This is a genomic window from Roseobacter sp. HKCC-CH-9351 (assembly GCF_037830295.1).
Taxonomy (GTDB): Bacteria; Pseudomonadota; Alphaproteobacteria; order Rhodobacterales; family Rhodobacteraceae; genus M30B80.
In genome coordinates this window covers 1,324,604-1,349,084 of the sequence record NZ_JBBLYM010000001.1, presented here as the reverse complement: position 1 = coordinate 1,349,084, position 24,481 = coordinate 1,324,604, and the positions used below count along the sequence as shown (strand labels likewise).

Annotated in this window: 23 protein-coding genes; 6 read left to right on the top strand and 17 right to left on the bottom strand. The window is 50.2% G+C overall.

What is annotated here, in order from left to right; all coding sequences use genetic code 11:
* The first annotated feature begins 29 nt into the window (after positions 1-29).
* Positions 30-968 carry a 2-hydroxyacid dehydrogenase gene (locus AAC632_RS06855; protein ID WP_340297401.1) on the top strand — a complete coding sequence of 313 codons (939 nt, stop codon included), beginning with the start codon at positions 30-32 and terminating at the stop codon, positions 966-968.
* Positions 969-1,022: 54 nt separating this feature from the next.
* Here AAC632_RS06855 and denD read toward each other — a convergent pair whose 3' ends face one another.
* From denD to AAC632_RS06820, 7 genes are read right to left on the bottom strand one after another with little or no spacing between them, the layout of a single operon-like run.
* On the bottom strand, positions 1,023-1,988 hold the full coding sequence (gene denD / locus AAC632_RS06850; protein WP_340252212.1) for a D-erythronate dehydrogenase: 966 nt from the start codon (positions 1,986-1,988) through the stop codon (positions 1,023-1,025).
* A complete protein-coding gene (locus AAC632_RS06845) occupies positions 1,988-2,905 on the bottom strand; it encodes a sugar kinase (protein ID WP_340299902.1) in 918 nt (305 codons plus the stop codon). The genes denD and AAC632_RS06845 overlap by 1 nt, the downstream gene beginning before the upstream one ends.
* Entirely contained in the window at positions 2,905-4,065 is a 1,161-nt protein-coding gene (locus AAC632_RS06840) for a fumarylacetoacetate hydrolase family protein (RefSeq protein ID WP_340261221.1), read from the bottom strand. Before AAC632_RS06840 ends, AAC632_RS06845 begins: the two co-directional genes overlap by 1 nt.
* Positions 4,066-4,078: 13 nt before the next feature.
* Positions 4,079-5,455, bottom strand: coding sequence for an FAD-binding oxidoreductase (locus AAC632_RS06835; protein ID WP_340261222.1), 1,377 nt, complete (start codon positions 5,453-5,455; stop codon positions 4,079-4,081).
* 8 nt (positions 5,456-5,463) lie between these two features.
* A complete protein-coding gene (locus AAC632_RS06830; protein WP_340297404.1) occupies positions 5,464-6,654 on the bottom strand; it encodes a mandelate racemase/muconate lactonizing enzyme family protein in 1,191 nt (396 codons plus the stop codon).
* Complete coding sequence (locus AAC632_RS06825) at positions 6,651-7,253, bottom strand: LysE family translocator (protein WP_340252224.1); 603 nt, start codon at positions 7,251-7,253, stop codon at positions 6,651-6,653. Before AAC632_RS06825 ends, AAC632_RS06830 begins: the two co-directional genes overlap by 4 nt.
* A complete protein-coding gene (locus AAC632_RS06820; RefSeq protein WP_340261225.1) occupies positions 7,247-8,308 on the bottom strand; it encodes an L-idonate 5-dehydrogenase in 1,062 nt (353 codons plus the stop codon). The genes AAC632_RS06825 and AAC632_RS06820 overlap by 7 nt, the downstream gene beginning before the upstream one ends.
* 149 nt (positions 8,309-8,457) lie before the next feature.
* Here AAC632_RS06820 and AAC632_RS06815 point away from each other — a divergent pair, with 149 nt between their 5' ends.
* The 3 genes from AAC632_RS06815 to AAC632_RS06805 are packed head-to-tail and all read left to right on the top strand — an operon-like array spanning position 8,458 to position 11,078.
* Entirely contained in the window at positions 8,458-9,219 is a 762-nt protein-coding gene (locus tag AAC632_RS06815) for an SDR family oxidoreductase (RefSeq protein ID WP_340252227.1), read from the top strand.
* 18 nt (positions 9,220-9,237) lie between these two features.
* Positions 9,238-10,161, top strand: a complete 924-nt coding sequence (locus tag AAC632_RS06810) for an NAD(P)-dependent oxidoreductase (RefSeq protein ID WP_340261227.1) — start codon at positions 9,238-9,240, stop codon at positions 10,159-10,161.
* Positions 10,162-10,187: 26 nt separating this feature from the next.
* Complete coding sequence (locus AAC632_RS06805) at positions 10,188-11,078, top strand: phytanoyl-CoA dioxygenase family protein (RefSeq protein ID WP_340252230.1); 891 nt, start codon at positions 10,188-10,190, stop codon at positions 11,076-11,078.
* Between the two features lie 16 nt (positions 11,079-11,094).
* On the opposite strand, the gene AAC632_RS06800 is transcribed toward AAC632_RS06805, so the two are convergent.
* The 3 genes from AAC632_RS06800 to AAC632_RS06790 form a co-directional block, all read right to left on the bottom strand.
* A complete protein-coding gene (locus tag AAC632_RS06800) occupies positions 11,095-11,859 on the bottom strand; it encodes an SDR family NAD(P)-dependent oxidoreductase (protein ID WP_340261228.1) in 765 nt (254 codons plus the stop codon).
* A 14-nt stretch (positions 11,860-11,873) separates the two neighbouring features.
* Positions 11,874-12,578, bottom strand: a complete 705-nt coding sequence (locus AAC632_RS06795; protein ID WP_340261229.1) for an RraA family protein — start codon at positions 12,576-12,578, stop codon at positions 11,874-11,876.
* A gap of 92 nt (positions 12,579-12,670) precedes the next feature.
* On the bottom strand, positions 12,671-13,153 hold the full coding sequence (locus tag AAC632_RS06790; protein WP_340261230.1) for a hypothetical protein: 483 nt from the start codon (positions 13,151-13,153) through the stop codon (positions 12,671-12,673).
* 132 nt (positions 13,154-13,285) lie between these two features.
* Here AAC632_RS06790 and AAC632_RS06785 point away from each other — a divergent pair, with 132 nt between their 5' ends.
* Positions 13,286-15,067: an IlvD/Edd family dehydratase gene (locus AAC632_RS06785; RefSeq protein ID WP_340261231.1), complete on the top strand. Its 1,782-nt coding sequence runs from the start codon at positions 13,286-13,288 to the stop codon at positions 15,065-15,067.
* A 38-nt stretch (positions 15,068-15,105) separates the two neighbouring features.
* Positions 15,106-15,843 (top strand): SDR family oxidoreductase, encoded by a 738-nt coding sequence (locus AAC632_RS06780; RefSeq protein WP_340252240.1) that lies wholly within the window; start codon positions 15,106-15,108, stop codon positions 15,841-15,843.
* Positions 15,844-15,916: 73 nt separating this feature from the next.
* Here AAC632_RS06780 and AAC632_RS06775 read toward each other — a convergent pair whose 3' ends face one another.
* The 7 genes from AAC632_RS06775 to AAC632_RS06745 form a co-directional block, all read right to left on the bottom strand.
* Positions 15,917-17,629: a dihydroxy-acid dehydratase gene (locus AAC632_RS06775; protein WP_340261232.1), complete on the bottom strand. Its 1,713-nt coding sequence runs from the start codon at positions 17,627-17,629 to the stop codon at positions 15,917-15,919.
* A 19-nt stretch (positions 17,630-17,648) separates the two neighbouring features.
* A complete protein-coding gene (locus tag AAC632_RS06770; RefSeq protein WP_340261234.1) occupies positions 17,649-18,551 on the bottom strand; it encodes a DMT family transporter in 903 nt (300 codons plus the stop codon).
* A gap of 9 nt (positions 18,552-18,560) precedes the next feature.
* The gene (locus AAC632_RS06765; RefSeq protein WP_340297407.1) at positions 18,561-19,283 is read right to left on the bottom strand and encodes an SDR family oxidoreductase; all 723 of its coding nucleotides are present in this window, start codon (positions 19,281-19,283) and stop codon (positions 18,561-18,563) included.
* Positions 19,280-20,170 carry an NAD(P)-dependent oxidoreductase gene (locus tag AAC632_RS06760; RefSeq protein WP_340261237.1) on the bottom strand — a complete coding sequence of 297 codons (891 nt, stop codon included), beginning with the start codon at positions 20,168-20,170 and terminating at the stop codon, positions 19,280-19,282. Before AAC632_RS06760 ends, AAC632_RS06765 begins: the two co-directional genes overlap by 4 nt.
* Positions 20,171-20,190: 20 nt before the next feature.
* A complete protein-coding gene (locus AAC632_RS06755; RefSeq protein ID WP_340261238.1) occupies positions 20,191-21,255 on the bottom strand; it encodes a Gfo/Idh/MocA family protein in 1,065 nt (354 codons plus the stop codon).
* 9 nt (positions 21,256-21,264) lie between these two features.
* Complete coding sequence (locus AAC632_RS06750) at positions 21,265-22,755, bottom strand: UxaA family hydrolase (RefSeq protein ID WP_340297409.1); 1,491 nt, start codon at positions 22,753-22,755, stop codon at positions 21,265-21,267.
* 95 nt (positions 22,756-22,850) lie between these two features.
* Positions 22,851-24,479, bottom strand: coding sequence for a TRAP transporter large permease (locus AAC632_RS06745; protein WP_340297410.1), 1,629 nt, complete (start codon positions 24,477-24,479; stop codon positions 22,851-22,853).
* Between the last annotated feature and the right edge of the window lie 2 nt (positions 24,480-24,481).

The following is a 24,481-nucleotide window of genomic DNA, read 5'->3' as shown; positions in this document are numbered from 1 at the left end:
ACTTTAAATAGATATAAGTGGAGCTCCTTATGACTGACGTACTTGCAATTGGGCCATACAGCGAACGTGATATTTCAGGTCTAAAATCTGCTTTTGATCCTATTTTTTTGGACACGCCTTCTCAAATGCATGAACTCGATGCAAGCGAGCGATCAAAAATAAAAGCACTTGCGTTCAAGGGGCACACCTCGTTTGGCGCTAATGAAATCGCAATGCTTCCAAACCTAAATCTCATAGCAAATTTTGGGGTTGGGTATGATGCTATTGATATTTCGGCTGCAAATGAACGAAACATCAAAGTTACCAACACTCCAAATGTTCTTAATGATGACGTGGCGGATCTAGCCGTTGCAATGTTGTTGATGCAAGTCCGAGAAATGGCTCAAGCTTCCGAATGGGCACATTCAGGAAACTGGAAAACTGCAGGCGAATACCGCCTAAATCGAAAGTTCTCCGGTGGGCGCGCGGGAATCGTTGGCCTTGGTCGTATCGGACGAGAAATTGCTAACCGTTTAGCGGCCTTTAAAATGGACATCCACTATTACGCTAGAACAGAAAAAGAAACCCCAGGTTGGACCTATCATTCAGACGTCACGAGCCTGGCCGCAGCGGTGGATTATTTGATTGTCGCTGTAGTAGGCGGTCCAGACACTATAAATTTTGTATCGCGCGAAGTCATTGCAGCATTGGGCCCCCGCTCGATAATTGTGAACATCTCACGCGGAAGCACAATAGACGAAGAAGCTATGCTCGAAGCGCTGGAGACTGGTAAAATTGGCGGCGCTGCATTGGACGTGTTTCTCAACGAACCCAACATTAATCCGAGATTTTATAGTTTGCCAAATGTAGTGGTTCAGCCGCATCAAGGCTCTGGAACAGTCGAAACCCGTGACGCTATGGCGGCTCTTCAACGAGACAACATTCACGCGTTCATTCAAGGATCCAATTTGATCACACCCGTCAATTAACCCAAAATAAAAACCCCCGAAAAACGGGGGTTTTTTGATGATATACGACCTAAGTCAGGCTGCAGGTTTATCGTCTTCCAAATAATATCGGATGTTATCCTCAAAACTTTCATCTGCACTTAAGCCAAGTTTAAGAGCTTTTTCAGGGCGCAAATCAAAACGCCATCCTTTGCAGATTTCTTCAATCATTGGTTGCGCTTCAAATTTAATTAGCTTGGCTGGCTCCGGTCCAGCGACCACTGTCAAGGCTTCAATCATCTGACGAATTGTCCAAGTTCTACCGGGCATCATCATGCATCGGTTTTGGCCGAGATCTTCCTCGTTAACCTCTGCTCCGCGAATAAGGTTTTCGACACATTTGCGCGGCGACAGATAGAAATGCGGAAAATCATCACTAACAGGGCAAATTGCCTCTTGCCCATTGAGCGGCTCGCGCAAAATCGATGACATAAAGCTCGAAGCAGCGCGATTTGGTTTGCCTGGGCGCACTGAGATGGTAGGCAAGCGGAAGCCGCGACCGTCGATATAACCTTTGCGGCTAAAATCATTCACCAACAATTCGCCCATTGCCTTTTGCGCACCATATGAAGTTTGTGGATTTAGAAAAGTGTGATCCACAATCGGGTCCGGCACTTCACCCCCATAAACAGCAATTGAAGAGGTAAAGACCACTACCGGCTTAGTCTGCAACTCGCGCGCCCGCTGCAATACGTGGAGCGTCCCCATTAAATTAATCGACAACCCAGCATCAAAATCCTCTTCTGCATGGGCAGAGACAATGGCAGCGAGTAGATAGATCACATCCACATCTGCTCCGAGCGTGGCAGCCACTGAAGCGGGATTACTGATATCACAGGAAACGCAATCGACGTCGAACGGGGCCTCTACCATTGCGGGGTCAACAATATCAGCCAAAGTGATTTTACGGATTTCTTTTCCACGCAACTGCCCGCGTGCTGCCAATGATCGCGCCAGTTTTTGTCCCACGACGCCACCGCCGCCAATAATCAGAATATGCATTACTTTTCTCCCTTAAAAATCTGTGGCACCAAAGCTCCGCGATATTGGATAACCTGACCTGCAAGCTGCATCGCGGCTAATGCGGCCTCTTCCAAAGAGCAACCCTGCGCTACGTTTGCTACAAAAGCTGCGCCAAAACTGTCCCCCGCAGCGGTACTATCGACCACATGGTCGACGGGCCGACACGGTAAGACACGCACCCCGCCTGCTTCATCCCACAATTGCACATCGCCCGCGCCATCTTTAAGCGCGATGATATGTGCCCCTGCTGCGCGGTAGCGGGCAATCGTGTCTGACGCTGTCGCTCCCTCAAACAAGATTTGTTCTTCATCAAAAGACGGCAAAATAATATCAGCCACTGCTGCACCAGCCATTATTCCTGTCTGCATAGTCGCATGATCTTCCCACAAACGGGGGCGAAGGTTTGTATCAAAGGCGATCATGGTCCCTTGTCTACGCGCCTCCGCCAATGCGGCGCAAAGGGCCGCGCGCCCCTCAGGCGAAAGGATTGCTAGGGTGATGCCAGAAAAATAGATTACATCGCAGCCGGCAAGAGTGGCCTGAAGCCATGCGGGATCATCAGCGAGGCAACGCGCAGCAGATTGGCTGCGCCAATAGGAAAAGCTGCGCTCGCCCTGATCCAGGCTGATCATGTAAAGCCCAACGGTTTGATCCGGGATCACGCGCAATGCCTTAGTATCGATTCCACCTGCCTCCATAAAGGCGCGCATCTCGCCTGAGGCTGCATCCGCACCAATGCAACTGCCATAGGACACTGACCATGTCTTTGGCAAAATGCGGCGGGCGTACCATGCGGTGTTAAACGTATCCCCCGCAAAGCCGCGCCGATAGAGGCCACCGCCCTGATCGGACAGCTCAACCATACACTCACCCAAAGAGATGAAGGACGACCCCATTAAATCAATCTACGCTCTGCCAAATTGCGCATCAAAGCCGCCATACCAAAGCGCCATTCGGGGCATTCGGTCGACAGTCGCACAGTGTTTTGCAACGATCCAAGCCGCGCTTCAGTAATGGTAACCACATCGCCACCATGATGGGTAAAGCCCTGACCTACTGCGTCGCGATCTTTGACGGGGGCAAACATTGTTCCCAAGAACAAGAAAAACCCATCAGGATATTGGTGATGTCGTCCGATGGTCTGCGCCACAATATCGGCAGGGTCACGACTGATCTTGGTCATCGATGAATGCCCTTCAAGAACGAATTCATCTTCGCCCACAACCCGCATGGAAAGCTCCGCCGCTCGAATATCATCAAGGCTGAAGCTGTCATCAAACAGGCGCAGGAATGGGCCAATTGAACAAGACGCGTTATTGTCTTTAGCTTTACCCAAAAGAAGCGCAGAGCGCCCCTCTACATCCCTAAGATTAACATCATTACCAAGCGTAGCGCCTACAATCACGCCTTTAGAATTGATTGCCAAAACAATTTCGGGCTCTGGGTTATTCCAACTGGACATCGGATGCAGCCCAACTAGAGCGCCGTAGCCCACCGATCCCATTGGTTGGGATTTGGTGAAGACTTCCGCGTCAGGGCCAATGCCCACCTCAAGATATTGCGACCAGAGCCCCTCTTCTTGGAGAACCGATTTCACCTTCATCGCCGCCTCTGATCCAGGCTCAATGCCGGACAAGCTGTCGCCAATCACCGCTTTCACGCGCGCGCGGATCCCGTCAGCCAAATCGGCATTGCCTGCCGCCTGCTCCTCAATAACACGCTCGACCATGCTTTCGGCGAAGGTCACGCCAGACGCTTTAATCGCTTGCAAATCGGGTGGGGCCAAAAAACGCAAAGCATTGGCATCGCCTGTTTGCGCAGCGGAAAGGCTGCTTTCAACCAGATCATCAAGACCACATATCACATCGCCCTTAGCAGCACGGGCGGTCGCCGCAGGGTGCTCACCTTCCAAAAGGTCATGCATGGTGGGACAAGCGCGGCTCGTGATATCAAGCACATCCCCTCCCTCAAGCCTAACAAGCGCAGGCCCCACATCAGGTCGCCAGACGCGGCCTACATAAGTTCCTTTTGGATCAAAATCTTTTGTGGAAATCATGCCTTGCCCTTTCCTAATGCGCTGGAAACATCTTGTTCGGATTGAGAATATTTTTCGGATCAAAAGCCGTTTTTATTGCCCGCATGTAAGCCACTGCCGCGCCATGTTCAGCATTCATGAATTTGACTTTGCCAAGGCCAATCCCATGCTCGCCCGAGACAGTGCCCCCCAAGCGTAGCGCGGTTTCAGCTAAGGCCGTGGTGAATTTTTCGGCCCGCTCCATTTCATCTGAGTCATTCGGATCAACACTGAGGCCTGCGTGGAAATTTCCATCGCCAACATGGCCAACAATCGTTGCGGTGAGCCCCATTGCCTTTGCATCGCGTTGCGCCTGCAACACGGCCTCGGCCAATTTTGAGATCGGGACGCACACATCTGTGGGCCAAATATGGCCGCCCTGCCCTAAGGCCGCACTGGCGTAATGGGAATTGTGGCGGATCGCCCAAAGGGCGTTGCGCGCTTCAGTGGTAGTGGCTGTCTCAAACCCATCTGAGCCAAACTCGCTTGCGATATCCGCAAAAGAGCTCATCTGCTCTTTGACACCCGCCTCTGTGCCGTGAAATTCTAAAAATAAATGCGGTATTTCGGGGAAATCTGATTTTGCATATGCGTTAAAGCCACGCACCATCATCTCATCTACCAATTCGATACGCGCCATCGGAATACCCGACTGGATCGTTAAAATGACACAATTGACCGCATCCTCGACGCTCGGAAAACGGCAAGTGGCAGCCGCAATTGTTTCAGGCACACCGTGCAATTTCAGGGTCAACTCAGTGATGATCCCAAGCGTTCCCTCCGAACCGATCAAAAGATGGGCCAAGTCATAGCCAGTCGAGGATTTGCGCGCGTCTGAACCTGCGCGGATAATCGTGCCGTCTGCCATCACCGCCTCAAGGGCAAGGACATTCTCACGCATCGTGCCGTATCGCACTGCAGTTGTGCCAGAGGCGCGGGTGGCGGCCATACCCCCGACTGACGCATCTGCGCCAGGATCTACCGAGAAAAATAAACCCGTTGCGCGCAATTCCTCGTTGAGGGATTTGCGCGTGATGCCGGGCTGCACAGTCACCTTCAAGTCTTCAGCATCCAAGGACAGCACGCGCGCCATGCGCGACATATCCAAGCTGATCCCCCCTGCAACGGCGAGATGCTGCCCCTCCAAGGACGATGCAGCGCCATAAGCTACCACGGGACATTCTTGCGCGTGGCAGATTTTGAGAATTTGAGACACTTCCTCGGTCGTCTCAGGATAGGCAACGGCATCGGGTGGTGTGTTGGGATAATAGGTCTCATTTTGACCATGCAGGTTCAAATCAGCTGCACTAGTAACTAAGCGTTCTCCCAACAGTGCGCTGAGCTCAGTAATGGCCTGTGAATGATCACGCATGTCATCCCTCATTGCGATACACGGCGCGCAGTTGTGAAAGCGCGATCAAGATCAGGTATCAATTCCATGCCCAAACCTGGAGAACGGCTAACAGAAATTTGGCCGTTTTTGACTTCGGGTAAACATGTCACAATTTCTGCATACCACCCCTTATAAAAAGCGCGTACGCTTTCTTGGATCAGGGCATTGGGTGCAGAGAGCGACAAATGCGTGGAAGCCGCTAAAACTACCGGACCTGTGCAATCATGCGGTGCCACTGGAAGTTTCTCTGCCTCGGCCATCGCAGCGATTTTCCGAGCAGCAGTCAAGCCGCCACACCATGATAAATCCAACATAACGACGCCTGCTGCCTGCGAGGCCAAAAGATCACGAAATGCACCGATTCCATTAAGCGTTTCAGAGGCACAAACAGGTGCGGGGCTTTCTTGAGCATAACGTGAAAGGGCTGCAAAATTATCCATTCGGATCGGGTCTTCATGCCAATAGGTCTGATAGGGTTGAAGCGCCCGCGCAATGCGAATTGCAGGGGTCAATTGCCACATCGAATGGAATTCGACCATAATATCCATTTGATCACCAACGGCGCGGCGAATTTTCTCAAACGGCGAGAGCGCCAATTTCAATTCCTCAGCCGAGATATGCGATCCCTCATTAGCCTCTGCCGCCGCATCAAATGGCCAAATTTTCATTGCGGTAATCCCTTCTTCCAGAAGAGACTGAGCCAAATCGTCCGCTCGATTCAAAAATCCATTTAGGTCATCATATCGATCATCCGCACCGAGTCCGTAATTCTTGGTAGTCTGGCCTTCATTTTTTTTGATGTAATCATTGCCTGCACAAGTGTTGTAGGTACGAATGCTATCACGAGTGAAACCGCCTAGTAGCTGCGCCACTGGCTGGCCTGTGGACTTGCCCCAAAGATCCCAAAGCGCAATATCAAATGCAGAATTTCCCCGCGCCTCAGCGCCTGTTGAGCGCCACCCGAGATAGCCCTCCACTTTGCGGGCCAGATACTCAATACGCAATGGATCCTCACCAATTACCAATGGTGCAAGGGTCTCATGAATATACGCTTCTACTGCGCCTGAGCCAAAAAATGTTTCGCCAAGGCCCATCACACCGTCATCTGTATGCACATGCAGCCATACCAAGTTGGGCCGTTCCTTAACCCGGATGGTTTCCAATTTGGTAATTTTCATCCCTGACCTCCGAAACTTGACCATAGGGCCAAACCAACAACGCTGAGCATGGCCAATGCCATGAAAATATTAATGATCCGCTGCGTTCGAGACGGCAGATCAAGGCGATGCAGCGTCACCCCCGCCCAAAGCCACGCCAAATGGATAGGAATCCAAATCGCATTGGCAATCAGGATTTTCATGGCAATCTCAAAGACCAAGTTATCGGGCGCGAATCCAAAACCAGTCATCAGCGATGTATTGACGGCATAGGCCTTGGGGTTAATCGCTTGTAGCAAGATACCCCCCAAGATGCCTGGCGGAGTGGCAGCCTCGATAAAAGCGATTTTTGCGCCTGCAAAACCAATCTTCGTCGCGAGATAGAGCAGATAGGCCACCGAGGCCCCCATTAGCACCACGCGCAACCATGGCACAGACAAGACCACCGCCGCTAATCCAGACACGACTGCCAGCATCACCAAATTTGTGCCAATAAACAAACCTAGAACATAGCGCAAAGAGGGCTTGAACCCATAAGCCGCGCCAAAGCCCGCGGTGCTAAGAACACCCGGCCCAGGAGTGATGATAAGCAAAATGACAGCAAGCGCAAAAGTCAGCACGGGCCAAACTCCAATTGCACTTTCATGGCCTGAGTGCGGTCATTGGCCATCGCAAAAGCCGCCGAAAATTCCGCCCAAGCAAAACTATGCGTAATCAGGGGCCGCGTGTCGATCAGCCCATTTTGCATCATCCGCACAGCCATTGCGAATTCCTCATGGAAGCGGAAAGAGCCCATCAGTTGTAATTCGCGCGCGGTGATCTGCATCATGGGAAGCTGCATATCCCCAGACATCCCCAATTGCACAAGACGACCTTGGGGGCGGATCGCGAGCAGTGCAGAAACAAGGGCCACTTGCGCGCCTGAACATTCAAACAACGCATCAACTGTGCCTTTGCCTTCTTCATACGGGCTTAGCGCCTCTGGGTTGCGCGCGGTGTTCAGACAGACATCTGCACCCGCTTTGCGCGCATAGCTTAACATCGTGTCGCTGATATCTGTGGCGATGATTTCGCCTGCGCCCGCACGGCGCGCAGCCATAATGGCCAAAACGCCAATCGGGCCGCATCCCGTCACTAAAACGCTCTGGCCCACCAGGTTCCCTGCGCGGCGGACTGCGTGCAGCGCCACAGCCAAGGGTTCGGCCATCGCAGCCTCAGCAGCACTCAAACCATCGGCTTTAACACAGTTTTCTGCGCGCACTGTAATTACTTCTCGAAATGCGCCTTGGATATGGGGAAAAGGCATAGCCGATCCGTAAAACCGCATGTTAAGGCATTGATTGGGCAATCCGCGCCTACACTCGACACAAGTGAAACAGGGACGCGAGGGTGAAATGGCAACCAGATCCCCAACCGCCAAGCCCGTTACCTCTGGCCCAATTTCAGTGATCTCGCCCGCCACCTCATGACCCAAGATCATCGGCTCACGCAGACGCACGGTGCCAAAGCCGCCATGGTTGAAATAATGCAAATCTGACCCGCAAATCCCCCCTCGGCGCAGGGCAACCTGCACTTCACCTTCCGATGGACAGGCCGTCTTACAGGTCCCAACGCGGAGGTCTCCAGAGCCATGTACGAATAGCGCTTGTGCCACAACAATATCCTCGTTTTTCAAACGTCAGGCTTTCTCTTGCGCCAACCTAAAAATGGTATACCATTTGAGCATAGAGCGCGGGATTTACAAGAAATGTCAAGGGCGCGAGTGGCGCTTGGTTCGGCTAGGCCAATCAAAAATCAGGGTGCGAAAAACCCAGAGGAGAAACAATGAAACTGTTTAGTCTAAGCGGGCGACGTGCTTTGATTACAGGCTCTTCAATGGGTATTGGATACGCTTTGGCTAAAGGTCTGAGTGACGCAGGCGCTCAAGTTGTGCTGAATGCCCGCAATGCAGACCGCCTTCATGCGGCTACCGAAGACCTACGCGCAAAAGGGGCAAATGTTTTGGCATTAGCCTTTGATGTAACCGACCCAGTCGCAGCGCGCGAAGCGATTGATGCCTTCGAGGCAAAAGAGGGTGCAATTGATATTTTGGTGAATAATGCAGGTATGCAACATCGTGCGCCATTAGAGGACTTTCCAGCCGATGCTTTTGATCGGTTGATGCGGACAAATGTGAATTCGGTTTTTTATGTTGCCCAAGCAGTGGCACGCCACATGATCGCACGAGGCAAAGGCCGCATTATCAATATTGCAAGCGTACAAACCGCCCTCGCCCGCCCCTCTATCGCACCTTACACGGCGTCTAAGGGCGCGGTTGCGAACCTCACCAAAGGGATGGCGACCGATTGGGCGAAATACGGGCTCAACTGCAATGCCATTGCGCCTGGCTATTTCAACACACCGCTCAACGCGGCCCTTGTTGCTGACCCCGAATTTTCCGCGTGGCTTGAAAAGCGCACCCCTGCAGGCCGCTGGGGGGAGGTGGATGAATTGGTGGGCGCGTGCGTGTTTTTATCTGCGGAAGCATCCAGTTTCGTGAACGGCCACACGCTGTTTGTCGATGGCGGCATCACCGCAAGTCTATAGGAAAGGGAGATCCATATCATGACAAAAAAACCCGTTATCGGTTTTATCGGCGTAGGTTTCATGGGCCATGGGATGGCGAAAAACATCCTAAAGGGCGGGTATGAACTTTGGATCTTGGGCAACCGCAACCGCGCGCCTGTCGAAAGCTTGCTCAGCATGGGTGCAAAAGAGGCCGCATCGCCACAAGACATGGCCTCAAAATGCGACATCATCCATCTGTGTCTGTCCAACTCGCCCCAGGTCGAAGCGGTGATCACGGGCGAAAGTGGCATCATCGCAGGTGCGCGCAAAGGTATGATTGTGATCGACACGACCACCGCTGATCCAACATCAACGCTGGCTATGGCAGAAAAGCTTTCAGTGGTTGGCGCGCATATGGTGGATGCCCCCTTGGGCCGCACGCCCAAAGAGGCCGAGGAAGGGATGCTTGACGCGATGTTGGGCTGCGATGCTGCACTGTTTGATCAGGTGCATCCGGTCATTGATTGCTGGGCTGGCACCATCACGCGCATTGGCGAGGTGGGCACAGGCCACAAGATGAAGCTCTTGATGAATTTCTTAGGAGCCGCTTATGCTGCTCTTTATTCCGAGGCTACTGTTCTAGGCGCAGCAGTTGGGATCTCACCCCACGCGTTTCGCGAAGTGATTGCACCCAGCCGTCTTGGCTCAGGCTTCTTTGGTACATTCATGCAATATGTCTGCGATAGGGATGAGAATGCGCATAAATTCTCGATTGAGAATCTGTCAAAGGACATCCGCTATGTGAATGCGATGGCAACAGATGCGGGCGTGATGAATGTCATGGCATCCGCTGCGCGGCATTATTTCACCCATGCCGAAGCCATCGGAAAAGGCGGAGATTTTGTTCCAATGCTGTCGGATCACATTGGCAACTTAAACGGAATGGATTTAGCCGCCGAAGTAGCCAAAGGTAAAAAGTAGCACCTGCATCAAAAAGGAGGCTAACCATGCTATCCAAAGACGAGATCGCATCCTACCAAAAGAATGGCTATCTGATGGTGGAGGATGCAGTCAGCCCCTCCCAATTAAACGAATTGCGCCGCTTGACCGCGCAGTTCATTGAGGCTTCCCGCGATGTACGCGAAAGCAACGCGGTTTATGATCTCGACAAGGGCCACGGGCCAGACACCCCGCGCCTAACCCGGATCAAAATCCCGCATAAGCAGCATCCCTATTTCTGGGAGGTGCTGCGCAATTCACGCATGACCGAGGTGTTGGCAAGCCTGCTTGGCCCCGATACAGCCATTATCACTTCTAAGCTCAACACCAAGGCACCAGGCGGTGGGGCAGCGGTGGAATGGCACCAAGATTGGGCATTTTATCCACATACTAACGATGACCTTCTGGCCTTTGGCCTGATGCTTGAGGACGTGGATGCGGCCAATGGCCCATTGATGGTGATCCCTGAAACCCATCGCGGGCCAATTTTGGATCACGGCATAAACGGGGTTTTCGCGGGCGCGATCAATCCCGATGACCCACTCTTTGAGCGCGACAAGATTGTAACTTTGACAGGAAAAGCAGGATCAATGACGGTGCATCACGCCCGCATTCTGCACGGCTCAGCCCCGAATGTCAGCGATAGACCGCGCTATATTCTGTTCTATGAAATCGCCAAGGCAGACGCATGGCCGATCCTTGGTGCCGCTTCGTATATCCACGAATTGGGTCAGCGGCGGTTTTGGGAAGATTTACAGGAACGCATCATCACAGGCAAAGCCTGCCTAGTGCCCCGTCTTGAAACAGTGCCTGTGCGTATGCCCCTGCCACCTGCGCCAGACAACAGTTCAATTTTCAAAACTCAACAAAGCGCAGGCGCGAAAAGTGCGTTTCAGTGACAACGAGCGCGGACCTTCAATAAGTCGCGCGCCCACCTGACAGGTCAAAAACTGATGCAGTGGTAAAGGAATTCTCGCGGCTCACAAGCCAAGCGATCATTGCCGCTGCCTCATCAACTTCTAGAAAACGATTACGTGGGATCTTTGAAAGCATATAATCTATGTGCTGCTGCGTAATCTGATCGAAAATCGCTGTGCGTGCTGCGGCAGGTGTTACACAATTAACTGCAATGTCGTGGTTCGCGCATTCCTTTCCTAGTGACTTAGTAAAGCCAATGACACCAGCCTTCGAAGCGCTATAAGCGCTTGCATTGGGGTTGCCTTCTTTACCAGCGATAGACGCAATGTTTACGATCCGACCAAAATTGCGTTCCATCATTCCAGAAATCACAGCTTTGTTCGTGTAATACGTGCCCATCAAATTGATGTCTATAACCCGCCGAAATTCGTCATTGGAATACTCCGCCACCGTCGCGTTATCGCCTGCAACACCCGCACTATTCACAAGGATATCGATGCGTCCAAACGCGGTCTCAGTTGCATTAACCGCTGCCTCAACAGAACTGTAATCGCTTACATTACAATCAAGAGCCTGAACCCGCCCAATCGCAGACAAGCTTTTGACCGCTTTATCATTTAGTGCCGAATTCATATCCCAAAGCATAACACTAGCCCCGGATCGCAATATTCGTGATGCTACAGCATAACCTATGCCTTGCGCGCCACCCGTCACCACCGCACAAAGGCCCTCTAAGTTAATCCTGCTTTCAGTGTCTGACATAACTTACTCCCTAATTAATCGACTATTACTGCACGCCCATCATTAATCATCTCGGAGATAATGGGCATTTCGCAAAATCCACTGCGGACTTTTTCATCCAATGCATCTTCAGCTGCGCTGATTTCATTTATTGTAGCAATAACTTCATCAATTCGAGCAAAAGGTACTACTACCACGCCGTTTATGTCAGCCACGATAATATCACCACTTTGCACATTTCGTCCGCCAACTATGGCGCCGAAACCAACACGAGCAGGCCCATTGGAATAGGGCGAATTAGGGCTAAGACCCGTACAAAAAACTGGCAAACGGGTTTCCAAAATCCCCTCATAATCACGCATTTCGCCATCTGTAACGAACCCCGCCGCACCCTTGTTCTTTAGCATGCCACAGAAGCGATCCCCGGAAGCCGAGCAGTTTTTACCGCCTTGCATTGCAGCAATGACTATATCTCCCTTTTGCAAAACATGCAGCGCACCCATTGTAGCAAGAATTTCTGCTGGGCCATTTTCAGCGACAAGTGCCACCCCCACGGTGGTGTAAAGATCTTTATCTCGAGTAGCTGCAAAAAGGGGCTTAATACTACTGTCCATCGCACCCTGCCCCTCCATGGCGTCACAGACATAGCCGGTAGGTATATTCTTAAAAGCAGCAATTTGTGCTGAGGATGGGCGCTTGAAGTTCTCACAAATAGTCAAAATTGGTGGTTCAAAAATCACGTTATTTTCTCCTGTTATAAAACAGCCAATCAAACTTTTTTCATTCTAACTAATCAATATCCAGGCAAGCGAATTGAGTGGCTTTTACACCATCAATCAAGGCCTGCTGCGCGTGATGTGACCCTGGCCAATGCAAGACCAGAGGTCGTTGCGAGGCACTGTGCTTTTTGCCTTTGAATTATTTCTCCTGATAGTTCGGATAAAGCGAGCGCTAGCTCTTCCAAACGATCGCACTGCAACAAACCGCTGAGCATATCGTATTTAAGCCCAATCGTCATAAGAGCAATTAACTGCTCGTCAACTCTGCCGCGGATATTTGACATCGCAGAACTGATGCCCTCATCAAACTGACCACGGGCTTCGATAAAACATAAGGTCGCGACCGAACTCATATCTTCAGACTGAGTGAGACACGGATATAGCGCTTCATTGATGCACGACAGTACTCCCTCTTCGTCCTGAGTACCATCAGACAAGCACGTGTTGAGTGTTAGTCGTGCATCTTGCGCTAATGCAGGGCCCGAAAAAACTAGCATGCAGGCCACTGTGAGGAATGACCAAAATTTCGTTTTCATAATGTTTCTCAGTTCAAACGCTTTACTCTTGCATTTGGTATACCATTTGCATTTTGTATAACAAGAACACTTTGACGTTTGACTTTATTAGAGCTGCTAACCCCAGCGAAGCCGCTCGATCAGGAGATTACAATGTCTGACACTCGCGCCAACAAACGTTTCCGCTCACAAGAGTGGTTTGATAACCCCAACAACCCGGGGATGACTGCTCTCTATGTTGAGCGTTATCAGAACTCGACGTTTTCACGCGAAGAATTACAAAGTGAGCGTCCAATCATTGGCATCGCTCAAACGGGATCTGATCTGGCACCATGTAATAAGATACATGTTTTCCTGATGGAACGGATCAAACAAGGCATTCGTGAGGCAGGCGGGGTTCCAATGGAATTTCCCGTCCATCCAATTCAGGAAACAGGCAAGAGGCCAACTGCAGCGCTTGATCGCAACCTGCAATATCTTTCGTTGGTAGAGGTTTTGCATGGTTATCCTATCGACGGAGTGGTGTTAACCACAGGATGTGACAAAACAACCCCAGCAATGTTGATGGGAGCAGCCACTGTCGATTTGCCAGCAATCGCGCTTAATGGCGGACCAATGCTTGACGGTTGGTGGAATGGAAAGCGAGCGGGTTCCGGCATGATCGTATGGGAAAGCCGTCGCCTGCTTGCTGCTGGTGAGATAGACTACGAAGAGTTCATGTCGCGGGTATGCTCGTCAGCGCCTTCACTCGGGCATTGCAATACCATGGGGACAGCTTCGACTATGAACGCCATGGCTGAAGCCTTGGGAATGTCTCTGACTGGAAACTCGGCTATTCCTGCACCATTTCGTGAGCGGATGACAATGGCTTACGAAACAGGCAAGCGAATTGTACAAATGGTTCATGAGGATCTAAAACCTTCCGACATCATGACGCGCAAAGCTTTTGAAAATGCTATCGTCGTTAATGCGGCGATTGGTGGTTCGACAAATGCTCCACCTCATTTGCAGGCGGTTGCCCGTCACATAGGTGTAGAACTTAACGTACGGGACTGGGAAAAGATCGGCTATGACGTACCACTAATGCTTAATATGCAGCCAGCAGGCGAGTATTTGGGGGAAAGCTTTTTCAGAGCCGGCGGTGTTCCTGCTGTTATGGGAGAACTACAAAAGGCAGGCCGCATACATGAAGATGTAATTACTGCGACAGGTAAAAGTATGGGCCAAAACCTGGAAGGTCAGGTCTCTCGTGACCACAGCGTAATTACGACTTATGAAAAACCGCTGCGTAAAAATGCAGGCTTTAAGGTGCTCTCAGGTAACCTGTTTGACTCAGCTTTAATGAAAACCTCTGTGATTTCGGAAGACTTTCGCAAGCGCTTCCTCTCAGAACCCGGGAGTGAGGGCGTATTTGAGGCTAAGGCAGTGGTTTTTGAGGGCCCTGAAGATTATCACGAACGAGTTAATGAAGCCTCTTTGGGCATCGATGAGCACACCATCATGTTTATACGTGGCGTTGGCGCCGTTGGCTATCCTGGCTCAGCGGAAGTTGTGAACATGCAGCCACCTGATCACATCATTCGTCAAGGTATCAGCCACTTGCCGACCGTGGGAGATGGGCGTCAATCAGGTACATCTGAGAGCCCATCAATCCTGAACGCTTCGCCAGAAAGCGTAGTTGGAGGTGGCCTTGCCTATCTAAAGACAGGCGACCGGGTAAGATTGGATTTCAACAGTTCAACATTGCACGCATTAGTTGATGATGCCGAGTGGCAAGCCAGAATTGATGCTTGGATCCCTCCTGAATTACATCATCAAACCCCATGGCAGGAAATTTATCGTACTCATGTGGGCCAGCTAGCCGATGGAGGTTGCTTAGAATTAGCGACTGCGTATCAGAAGATTGGGCGTGATCTACCCAGGGACAATCACTGAAGCCACCGCATAAGATCAATCGAACAAGGAGGCCTAATATGTCCAAAACTATTATCATTACAGGCGGCGGCGGCGGTGTCGGACGCGCCACAGCGCAACATTTCCTCGCCAATGGATGGCAAGTCGGCTTAATCGGCCGCAGATCCGCCGCTTTGGAAGAAACCGCGGCAAAAAATAAAAATACACTTATTTTACCATGTGATGTCACTGACGAAACCCAAGTGGAAAGTGCGTTTAACACTGCCTACGAGGCATGGGGGCGATTGGACGCCGTATTCAACAATGCCGGCGTGAGCCTCGGAGGCGCGCCAATCGACGAACTTTCAGTGGACGACTGGCGTAATCTTATTGATATCAACGTTACAGGCAGCTTCATTGTGGCCCGCGCCGCTTTTAGGATCATGCGACATCAATCGCCACAAGGCGGCCGCATTATCAACAATGGATCTGTCTCTGCCTATGTACCACGTTGGGGCTCTGCGCCGTATACAGCTTCAAAACACGCGATTACCGGTCTTACTCGCTCAATCAGCCTTGACGGACGTCCATTTAACATTGCTTGCGGGCAAGTTGACATCGGCAACGCACTTACCGACATGGCCAGAAAAATGACAAAAGGTGTACCGCAAGCTGATGGAAGTATCGAAGTAGAGCCGGTCATGGATGTGTCTAATGTCGCAACATCCGTGCTTCATATGGCAAATCTTCCTTTGGAGGCCAATGTCCAGTTTATGACAGTCATGGCTACGAATATGCCATATATTGGACGTGGCTAAATTATTAGTGGAAGGGAGAACCGCCCTTCCACTCGCCACCTACCGCTGTAAGCGCGAAGTCACTCTTTTTCCGCTATCGTTTTACCGGCTTAAGAAATTGGAAATCACAACCCTGTTCTGCCTGTGTGACTTCGGTAGCATAGAGCTTATTATATCCACGCAAATTCTCAGGCTCTTCGAGATCAGATACCCATTCTGACCGACGCTTATCTAATTCCTTTTCATCGACCAACAAATCAATACGCTTGTTAGAAACAGAAATGCGAATGCGATCTCCATTTCGCACGAGTGATAGCGGACCTCCTATGGCTGCTTCAGGAGACACATGAAGCACAATAGTACCGAAAGCAGTTCCAGACATTCGGGCATCAGATATCCGCACCATATCTTTCACACCCAATTTGCTGAGCTTTTTAGGAATAGGTAAATACCCCGCTTCAGGCATCCCAGAGTCACTTTTTGGCCCTGCATTTTGTAGAACCATAAAGTCATCGCTAGAAATATCTAAATCTGGATCATCAACTCTTGCAGCTAAATCTTCGAGAGAGGAAAAAACAACGGCACGGCCCTCTGCTTCAAAGAGATTTTTGTCGGCCGCAGCCCGCTTAAATATTGCACCATTTGGAGCCAAATTTCCAAAAAGAGCAATCAACCCTCCTTCTGGCTCTAACGGCTCCTGTGCACGTGCTATAACCCTCGTATCTATGTAGCCGTCATCTGTCTCCAATCGATCGCCAAGCGTTTCACCGGTCACACTAATTGTATCCAAGTGTAGCAGGGGACGTAATTCGCGAAGTACAGCTCCCATCCCACCCGCGAAGAAAAAATCTTCCATGTAATGTGAGCCCATAGGCTTTAGATTAACGAGGACTGGTGTCGTATCCGATAGCTCGTTCAATCGCTCTAAAGAAACGTTTATCCCTAGCCGACCAGCAACGGCAGTTAGGTGCACTATGGCATTAGTTGAGCCGCTTAGCGCGAGCAAAACCCTGATTGCGTTTTCAACGGATTTTTCAGTTATGATTTCACTAGGAAGTATGGGTTTTTCAACCATCCGCGCCGCGGCCAAACCAGACGCTTCAGCCGCTCTAAGGCGATCCGCATGCACCGCGGGTATAGCGGCCGTACCAGGAATGGTCATTCCTAGAGTTTCAGCAACACAAGCCATTGTTGAGGCAGTGCCCATAACTGCACAACTGCCTGCAGTAGTGGCTAGCCGACCTTCAATATCATCGATTTGGTCTTTTGAGACATCACCAGACCTGAACTTAGCCCAAAACCTGCGACAATCGGTGCAAGCTCCTAGCCTTTCTTCACCATAGCGGGAAGTCATCATTGGACCACCAACCAGCTGAACTGCCGGTAAATTTGCTGAAGCCGCACCCATTAATTGAGCCGGCACAGTTTTGTCGCAGCCCCCCATCAACACAACGGCATCCATTGGCTGAGCTCTTATCATTTCCTCGACGTCCATCGACATCAAATTTCTAAATTTGAGACTAGTTGGATTAAGAAAAACCTCGCCAAGCGATATGGTCGGAAACTCAATGGGCAGTCCCCCTCCTAGAAGAACGCCCCGCTTAACCGCCTCAAGCAATTCAGGGAAATGCCGATGGCAATTGTTAAATCCAGAATAACTATTGGCTATTCCAACAATAGGCTTTTTCAAAACCTCTTTTGAGTATCCCATTGAAGCCGCAAATGAGTTCCTCAAATACAATGAGAAATCTTGGTCACCGTAATTGGTAAGTCCCTTACTGAAGCCGACTTTTTTCTCTTTTGACATAATCACCCCAAAAGAAGACTTATCCAACGCGATTGGCCTGCACTTTTTTGTCACGTTCTCTTCGCCAAATATAGAGACCAGAAGCGATGATAACTGCAGCCCCGGCTAAAGTCCAAACCGTTGGATATGTGTTGAAAATTACCACACCTACCAACGCAGCCCAAAAAACCTGTGTGTAGATAAGTGGAGCTAGAATTGATGCGTCAGCCCAACGATGGGCAGTGGTAACCGCAATATGGCCCATAGCACCGCAGAAACCAATTATGCCTAGGACGGCCCAGTCAACGCCGTTATTTGGCCATACCCAAACATTTAAAGCAAATGGCGCTAGCACTATTGTAGCAATTCCGCTGGACCATACCTGTTGTGTTGCATTGGTCTCTACACCGGCTAACAGCCGGGTCATGATGAAATATGTCGAAGCCATCAATAACGTGCATAAGCTTAGAAGCATTGCTGGATGAAACGATTGCCCCCAAGGCTGAATCACCAGAAGAACCCCGAGAAAACCAACGCACACTGCAATAATACGACGCAAACCCACTTTTTCACCAAGAATTGGGATAGCCATTAAGGTTATTACAATGGGTCCAGCAAAAGAAATCGTAGTAGTCACGGTAATGGGAAGAAATTTTAGAGCTTGAAAGTTCAAAACAGTACCCATGAAAAGAGCACAAGAGCGCAATATTTGACGCTTTGGCGCGTTGGAATGAAACACCTCAAATCCTTCACGCGGCACATAAATTACTAGTGAAATCAGAAAGTGTCCTGCGTACCGAATAAAGACAATCTGCAAAATAGGAATGCCAACTATACTCAACCATTTTGCAGACGTATCAATGCCAGTGAAAAATATCACCGCTAGGGTCATGGCAAGCACGCCAGCCAAAACTCGATGCTCTCTGGGCTCCGGGACGTTCATGTTTATGAATTACATCGTCATGCCACCATCAATGGCGACGCATTGACCGGTCATGTACTTCGTTTCGTCGGAGGAAAGATACACCACAAGCTCTGCGATTTCATCCGCGGTACCAAGTCTTCCCATTGGCTGTCGCGCAACAAAATCTTTCATCGCCTGATCGTAATCACCTGTTGCATGCAAACGGACCTGTAAACTTGGTGTATCTACAGTGCCAGGTGCAATACAATTCGCGCGAATACCGCGCGTAATATAATCGGCGGCAACCTGTTTGGTTAGGGCAATAGTTGCGCCTTTAGATGTCCCATAAATAAAGCGGTTGGGAAGACCGCGGAGAGATGAACATACTGATGCAATGTTCACAATGGCTCCCTGACCACGCTCCAACATCCCAGGAACAGCGGCTTGGATTGCGTGAAAATGGGCCCGCACGTTCAGGTTCATCGCCAAGTCAAAATCTTCATCGGTTGCTTGCTCAATCGTACCAGAATGCACAATCCCAGAGCAATTCACCAAAACGTCTGGCTGTGCTTTAGTCACTGCAGCAACCAGAGCAGCCTTATCAAGAACATCAAGGGCAAAGGCTTCCGCGACATTCAAGTCAGACAGAAATTTATCATGTAAATCCGTGGCAATAACGTGTGCGCCTTCACGCGAAAGCGCAATAGCACTGGCCCGCCCAATCCCCTGCCCAGCAGCAGTTACAAATACGCGCTTACCTTGTAATCTCATGATGATTTCCTTCCCAAATTTTCAACCATCCAGTCCACAATCTGTGGGACCATTAAACCCCCTGCGCCACTTTCAACAATTTCGGCAAGCGTGGCGTTAGCTGCGCCTGACATACGGCTATTAAGGCCCAAATCTTGGGCCATTTGTCGATAATAGCCGACATCTTTAGCCGCATTTTGTGCTGAGAACGCCAGATCGATCTGCCCTTCGGTGGCGTAATTTCGAACAAATTGCATCATGCCTGAATGGTTTGGTCCTGCCGCCATCACCTCATAAAGAGATTGACGCGCGATTTTCGCCTCATCGGCGAGAGCAAAAGCCTCTGCCATAGAAATCGCCGTAGTCATGGCAAAGTAATTGTTGATCAACTTAATTGTGTGACCATTCCCAAGCTTGCCTAAATGGAAAACATTTTCACCCAAGACGTCCAGAACCGGCTTCACGCGTGTGTAAGCATCTTCATCGCCGGCACACATAATATTTAATTTGCCATCATAGGCGTGGGCAGGGGTGCGCCCTAAAGGTGCATCAAGATAAATCGCGCCTTTCTCAGCCAACGCCACTCCGATCTTTAGCGTGGACGCCGGCAGCGAGGTGCCAAAATCAATCACAATTTGATTTGGCTTTGCGCCCGCAAGCACACCGGCCTCGCCAAAAATTCGCGCTTCCACCTGTGCCGATGTACCCATGCAAAGCATCACAATATCGACCGACGCTGTTAGACTTGCAGCGTCTAGCGCTTCAACCGCGCCTTTTGCAGCGACTTCCTCGATCCCACTACGATCTTTGTGCCCCAAAACCGTTACAGGATGACCCGCTGCCAAGAGGCGGGAAGCCATCGCTCGCCCCATAAGACCCAGTCCAATAAATCCAATGTGTTCAGCCATATGCTCTACCTTTTATCTTTTCAAATACCACGGAAATCTTGGGGAACCTCGCCACGAGATACAGGCTTTCCGAGCTTTGCCGACAAGGCAGCAGCAAGCGTCATTTCCATCGCCAGAATACCTTGGGATCCAGTGCACAGGACATCATCATGTGCACCATCTATAACCGCAGCGAACCGCTCCATCTGAGCAAGGATCGGATCAATAGAATTATAAGCAGGCGCTTCAAATTGAGACAGACCCCGTCCCCATTCAACTTCACCGGAGTAATTGGCCCTCCAAATCTTTCGTGACGGAAACTCCATCGAAGCTCTTGTACCAGAGATCTTAATATAGTCCTGACCTGTCCCTGCAATATTTGGATTTTCGAACGTTCCCGCCTCAAAACTCCAAGGCGAAGCCCCAGCATCAGAGATTAAAAAAGATCCTAAAGCTCCATTTTCAAATCTCAACGCCAATGAAGCGGTGTCTTCGATTTCTAACTTGCGGCGAGCAGATGAAGTCAGTGCTGTTACCTCACTGATTTCACCAATTAAAAAGTTTAGTAAATCGATTTCGTGGATCAAATTTATCATAAGAGGACCCGCACCTGGCTTACGGCGCCAAAGTGGGTCGAAATAGCTGTCATTTTTGCGTAGCGACCAAAAACCTTGAACACCAACCAAATCACCGAGACTTGAAAGCTCTTCACGCGCCGAAACCGTGAAAGGATGGCAGCGCCGATGATGCCCAACAACCAGCGGGATGCCAGCTTTTTCGAAAGCATCAACAACTGCAAGAGCCTCACCGAGTGTTGCCGCCACGGGCTTTTCAAGAAGCACTCCGAGCCCTTTATCCAAAGCCGACATAGAGTTCTCGTAGTGAGCTGGAGTCGGTGTCGCAATGACAGCAGCCCTAACATTTTTGGGCAAGTCATCCAAGGTAGCCACAGCAGACAGGCCGCTTTCTGTAAGTTTAATCCGCCGGGCTTCATCCGCCTCTACAACAGCAACAAGATCAACAAAATCAGACTTTTGCGCCACTTCTACATGGCGCGCTCCAATTAATCCTGCTCCGATAACACAAATTGGGAGAGGTTTTTTCATAATCCTACCTTACATCACCGCGCCAACTTGCCATGGTACAAATTCAAAATCACCCAACCCCTGCGTCTCAGATTTTGATTTCTCACCAGACGCCATACGTAACCAAGCATCATAGATTTCACGTCCTACTTGCTCGACAGATGCGCCATCGGTGAGAATACGACCGGCATTCACATCCATGTCTTCAATAAGTCGGTTATACATCTCAGTGTTTGTTGCTACCTTTAAAGTCGGTGAAGGCTTAGAGCCAAAAGCCGAACCGCGCCCTGTCGTGAAGACAACTAGGTTACAACCACTTGCAATTTGTCCCGTAACACTTGCCGGGTCATATCCGGGGCTATCCATGAAAGTGAACCCCTTGGCTGTGACCGGCTCAGCGTATTTATAAACACCGGTAAGCGGAGTGGTCCCGCCCTTGGCCGCTGCGCCCAAGGATTTTTCCAAAATTGTGGTCAAACCGCCCTTCTTATTTCCGGGAGAAGGATTGTTATCCATCGACCCCCCATTGCGCGATGTATAAGTTTCCCACCATTTAATTAATTCAATCAGCTTATCGCCAACTTTGCGATCTACCGCACGGGCCGTCAAAAGGTGTTCGGCCCCATAAATTTCAGGAGTTTCGGCCAAAACTCCCGTGCCTCCCTGCGCAACTAATAGATCACATGCATATCCAACTGCTGGGTTAGCGGTAATTCCAGACCATGCATCTGATCCGCCGCATTGAAGGGCAACCATTAACTCAGATGCGGGACATTTCTCACGCTGGGCTTCATTTACCAAAGGCAGCATGGCGTTAATTTTTTCGATACCCCATTCGACTGTCCGGCGAAGTCCACCGATATCTTGAATATTCATTGTCTGAAACAATGGGCCAGGCTTCAAACCATAGGCTTCGATCAGCCAATCAATTTGCATCATCTCACAGCCTAAACCGGCCATAAGAACTCCACCAACATTTGGGTTTCGTGCATATCCCCAAAGAGTTCGCTGCAGCAGCTCAAAGCCAGTGCCGTCTCCACCCATTGCACAGCCAGTTCCATGGACGAATGCAACCACCCCGTCTACATTCGGATACGCTGCGAGACGTTCAGAGGTAAAATGTTCGGCGATTAAGCGAGCCGCAGTTGCAGAGCAGTTAACGCTGGTTAACACTGCAATATAATTACGGGTACCAACGCGACCCGTGGCACGTCGATACCCCATAAAATAATCTGTCTGATCTGCAGCAAGGACAGGACGCAGATTAGTCGAATATTCATACTCGGTATCTACGTTACGGAATTCCAAGTTGTGCGTGTGGACATGCGAACCCTTCGGTATGTTGCAACCAGCGTAACCAATGGTTTGCGAATATTTGATAATTGCTGAACCCGCCGGAATATCCTCTGAAGCAACTTTGTGACCTTGAGGAATTTCCTGCACCGCACCTTCATCGCCAATTTTAAGAGTTTCTAGGGCAGTAACAACATTATCAGATTGGGAAAGTCTTACTGTCTTCATATGCACACACCACTAAACTTAACGTCCATAAAAGAACGCGCGCAATTTATTTCACAATTACGCGCGCTCCAATTTTGATCAGTTATTGACCTATCCTAAAGGAATAACGTCACCATGTTAGGCCAAATAAGCAATACACCCAAAGCGCAAAGCTGCAGAAGAATAAAGGGCAGGAAACCTCTAAAAATGGCCGTCAATGTGATATGCGGCGGCGCAACCGATTTTAGGTAAAACGCCGCTGGTCCGAATGGTGGCGACAGGAAGCTTACCTGCATGTTCATACAGAACACCACACCAAACCAAATTGCGACATAGCGAGGCTCGAGCTGGCCTATTAGTCCTATCTCCTCAATCGGAAGCCTTGTCACAATGGGCAAAAACACTGGCATGACCAGAAGCACAATGCCAATCCAGTCCATAAACATGCCCATGATGAGGAAGATGAGCATCATCATCAAGATAACGCCCATTGTCGGCAACTCCGAGGCAACGATCAAGTTAGCCACGTAAGTTGGTCCCCCAGCTAGCGTGTATGATGCTGCCAAAGCTGCGGCACCGATAGTGACCCAAATAATTGTACCGGTAGACTTCAAAGTCCTCATAAGGCTGTCCCACACAATCTCGAAGGTCATTTCGCGACGGACTAACCCAAGCACAAACACTGCTATCACGCCCATCCCAGCAGCCTCTGTGATCCCAGTAATACCCATATAGATGGAACCCAGAACAACACCAATCACGATCGTAGGGGCAATCAAGCCTTTGCCCATCTCCCAACCACGTTCGGTGCGTTCTTTTCCAACCAACAAAAAGACGGTCGCTGTAGCCAGAGCAAAGGCTCCAACAATGTAGGGAATATCAGCAACCATCCCCAACGGAATTGGATCAATACCTTCTACGATTTTATTATCACCAGTGAGCGTGAAAAACACCGCTCGGATGAACAGGACACCCGTCACCCACATGGCGAACTTAGCGATAAAGCCAAGGAACAACATACCCTTTTCGGACCCACTAGGCATCGAAGGATCAGGCTCCGGTAGAGGAGCAAGTGACGGGTTTAGGTTGGTGCGGATCAAGATATAAAGAATGAAAAACGTCGCCAACATGAAGCCAGGTAGGAAGGATGCTGTGAACAAAGCCTTGATCGAAGTTTCAGTCACCAAGCCATAGAAGATCAAAACGATAGATGGCGGGATCATTGTACCCAACGAGCCAGACGCACAGATGGTTCCGATTGCCAGATTTTGATTATATCCAAGACGCAGCATTTGAGGCAAAGCGATGAGGCCCAGAAGTACAACCTCACCACCAATAATGCCGGACATGGCAGCCATAATGACCGCCATAATCGCGGTAACTACTGCAATACCACCCCGAGTTCGGCTCAACCAAACGTTCAGAGAACTGTACATGTCTCGGGCGATACCACAGCGCTCTAGTAGTGCCGCCATGAAGATAAAGAGAGGAACCGAAATCAGAACATAGTTTGTCATCTGGCGATAAATTGCCTGACTGAGAACGGCCAATGGGCCAGAGCCAAAATCTCTGAAGATCAATTCCGGGCCAAACTTCATACCCAGAACAAGAACTGCCAACGCAGCTGATGCAAACCCAAGCGGCATACCAATCGCCAACAAGGCAAACATTGAAAGGAGCAGAACAAGACTAATTGTGCCGATGTCACCAGTCTTGATCCACGAAAATAATTCCAAAAATTCCATGT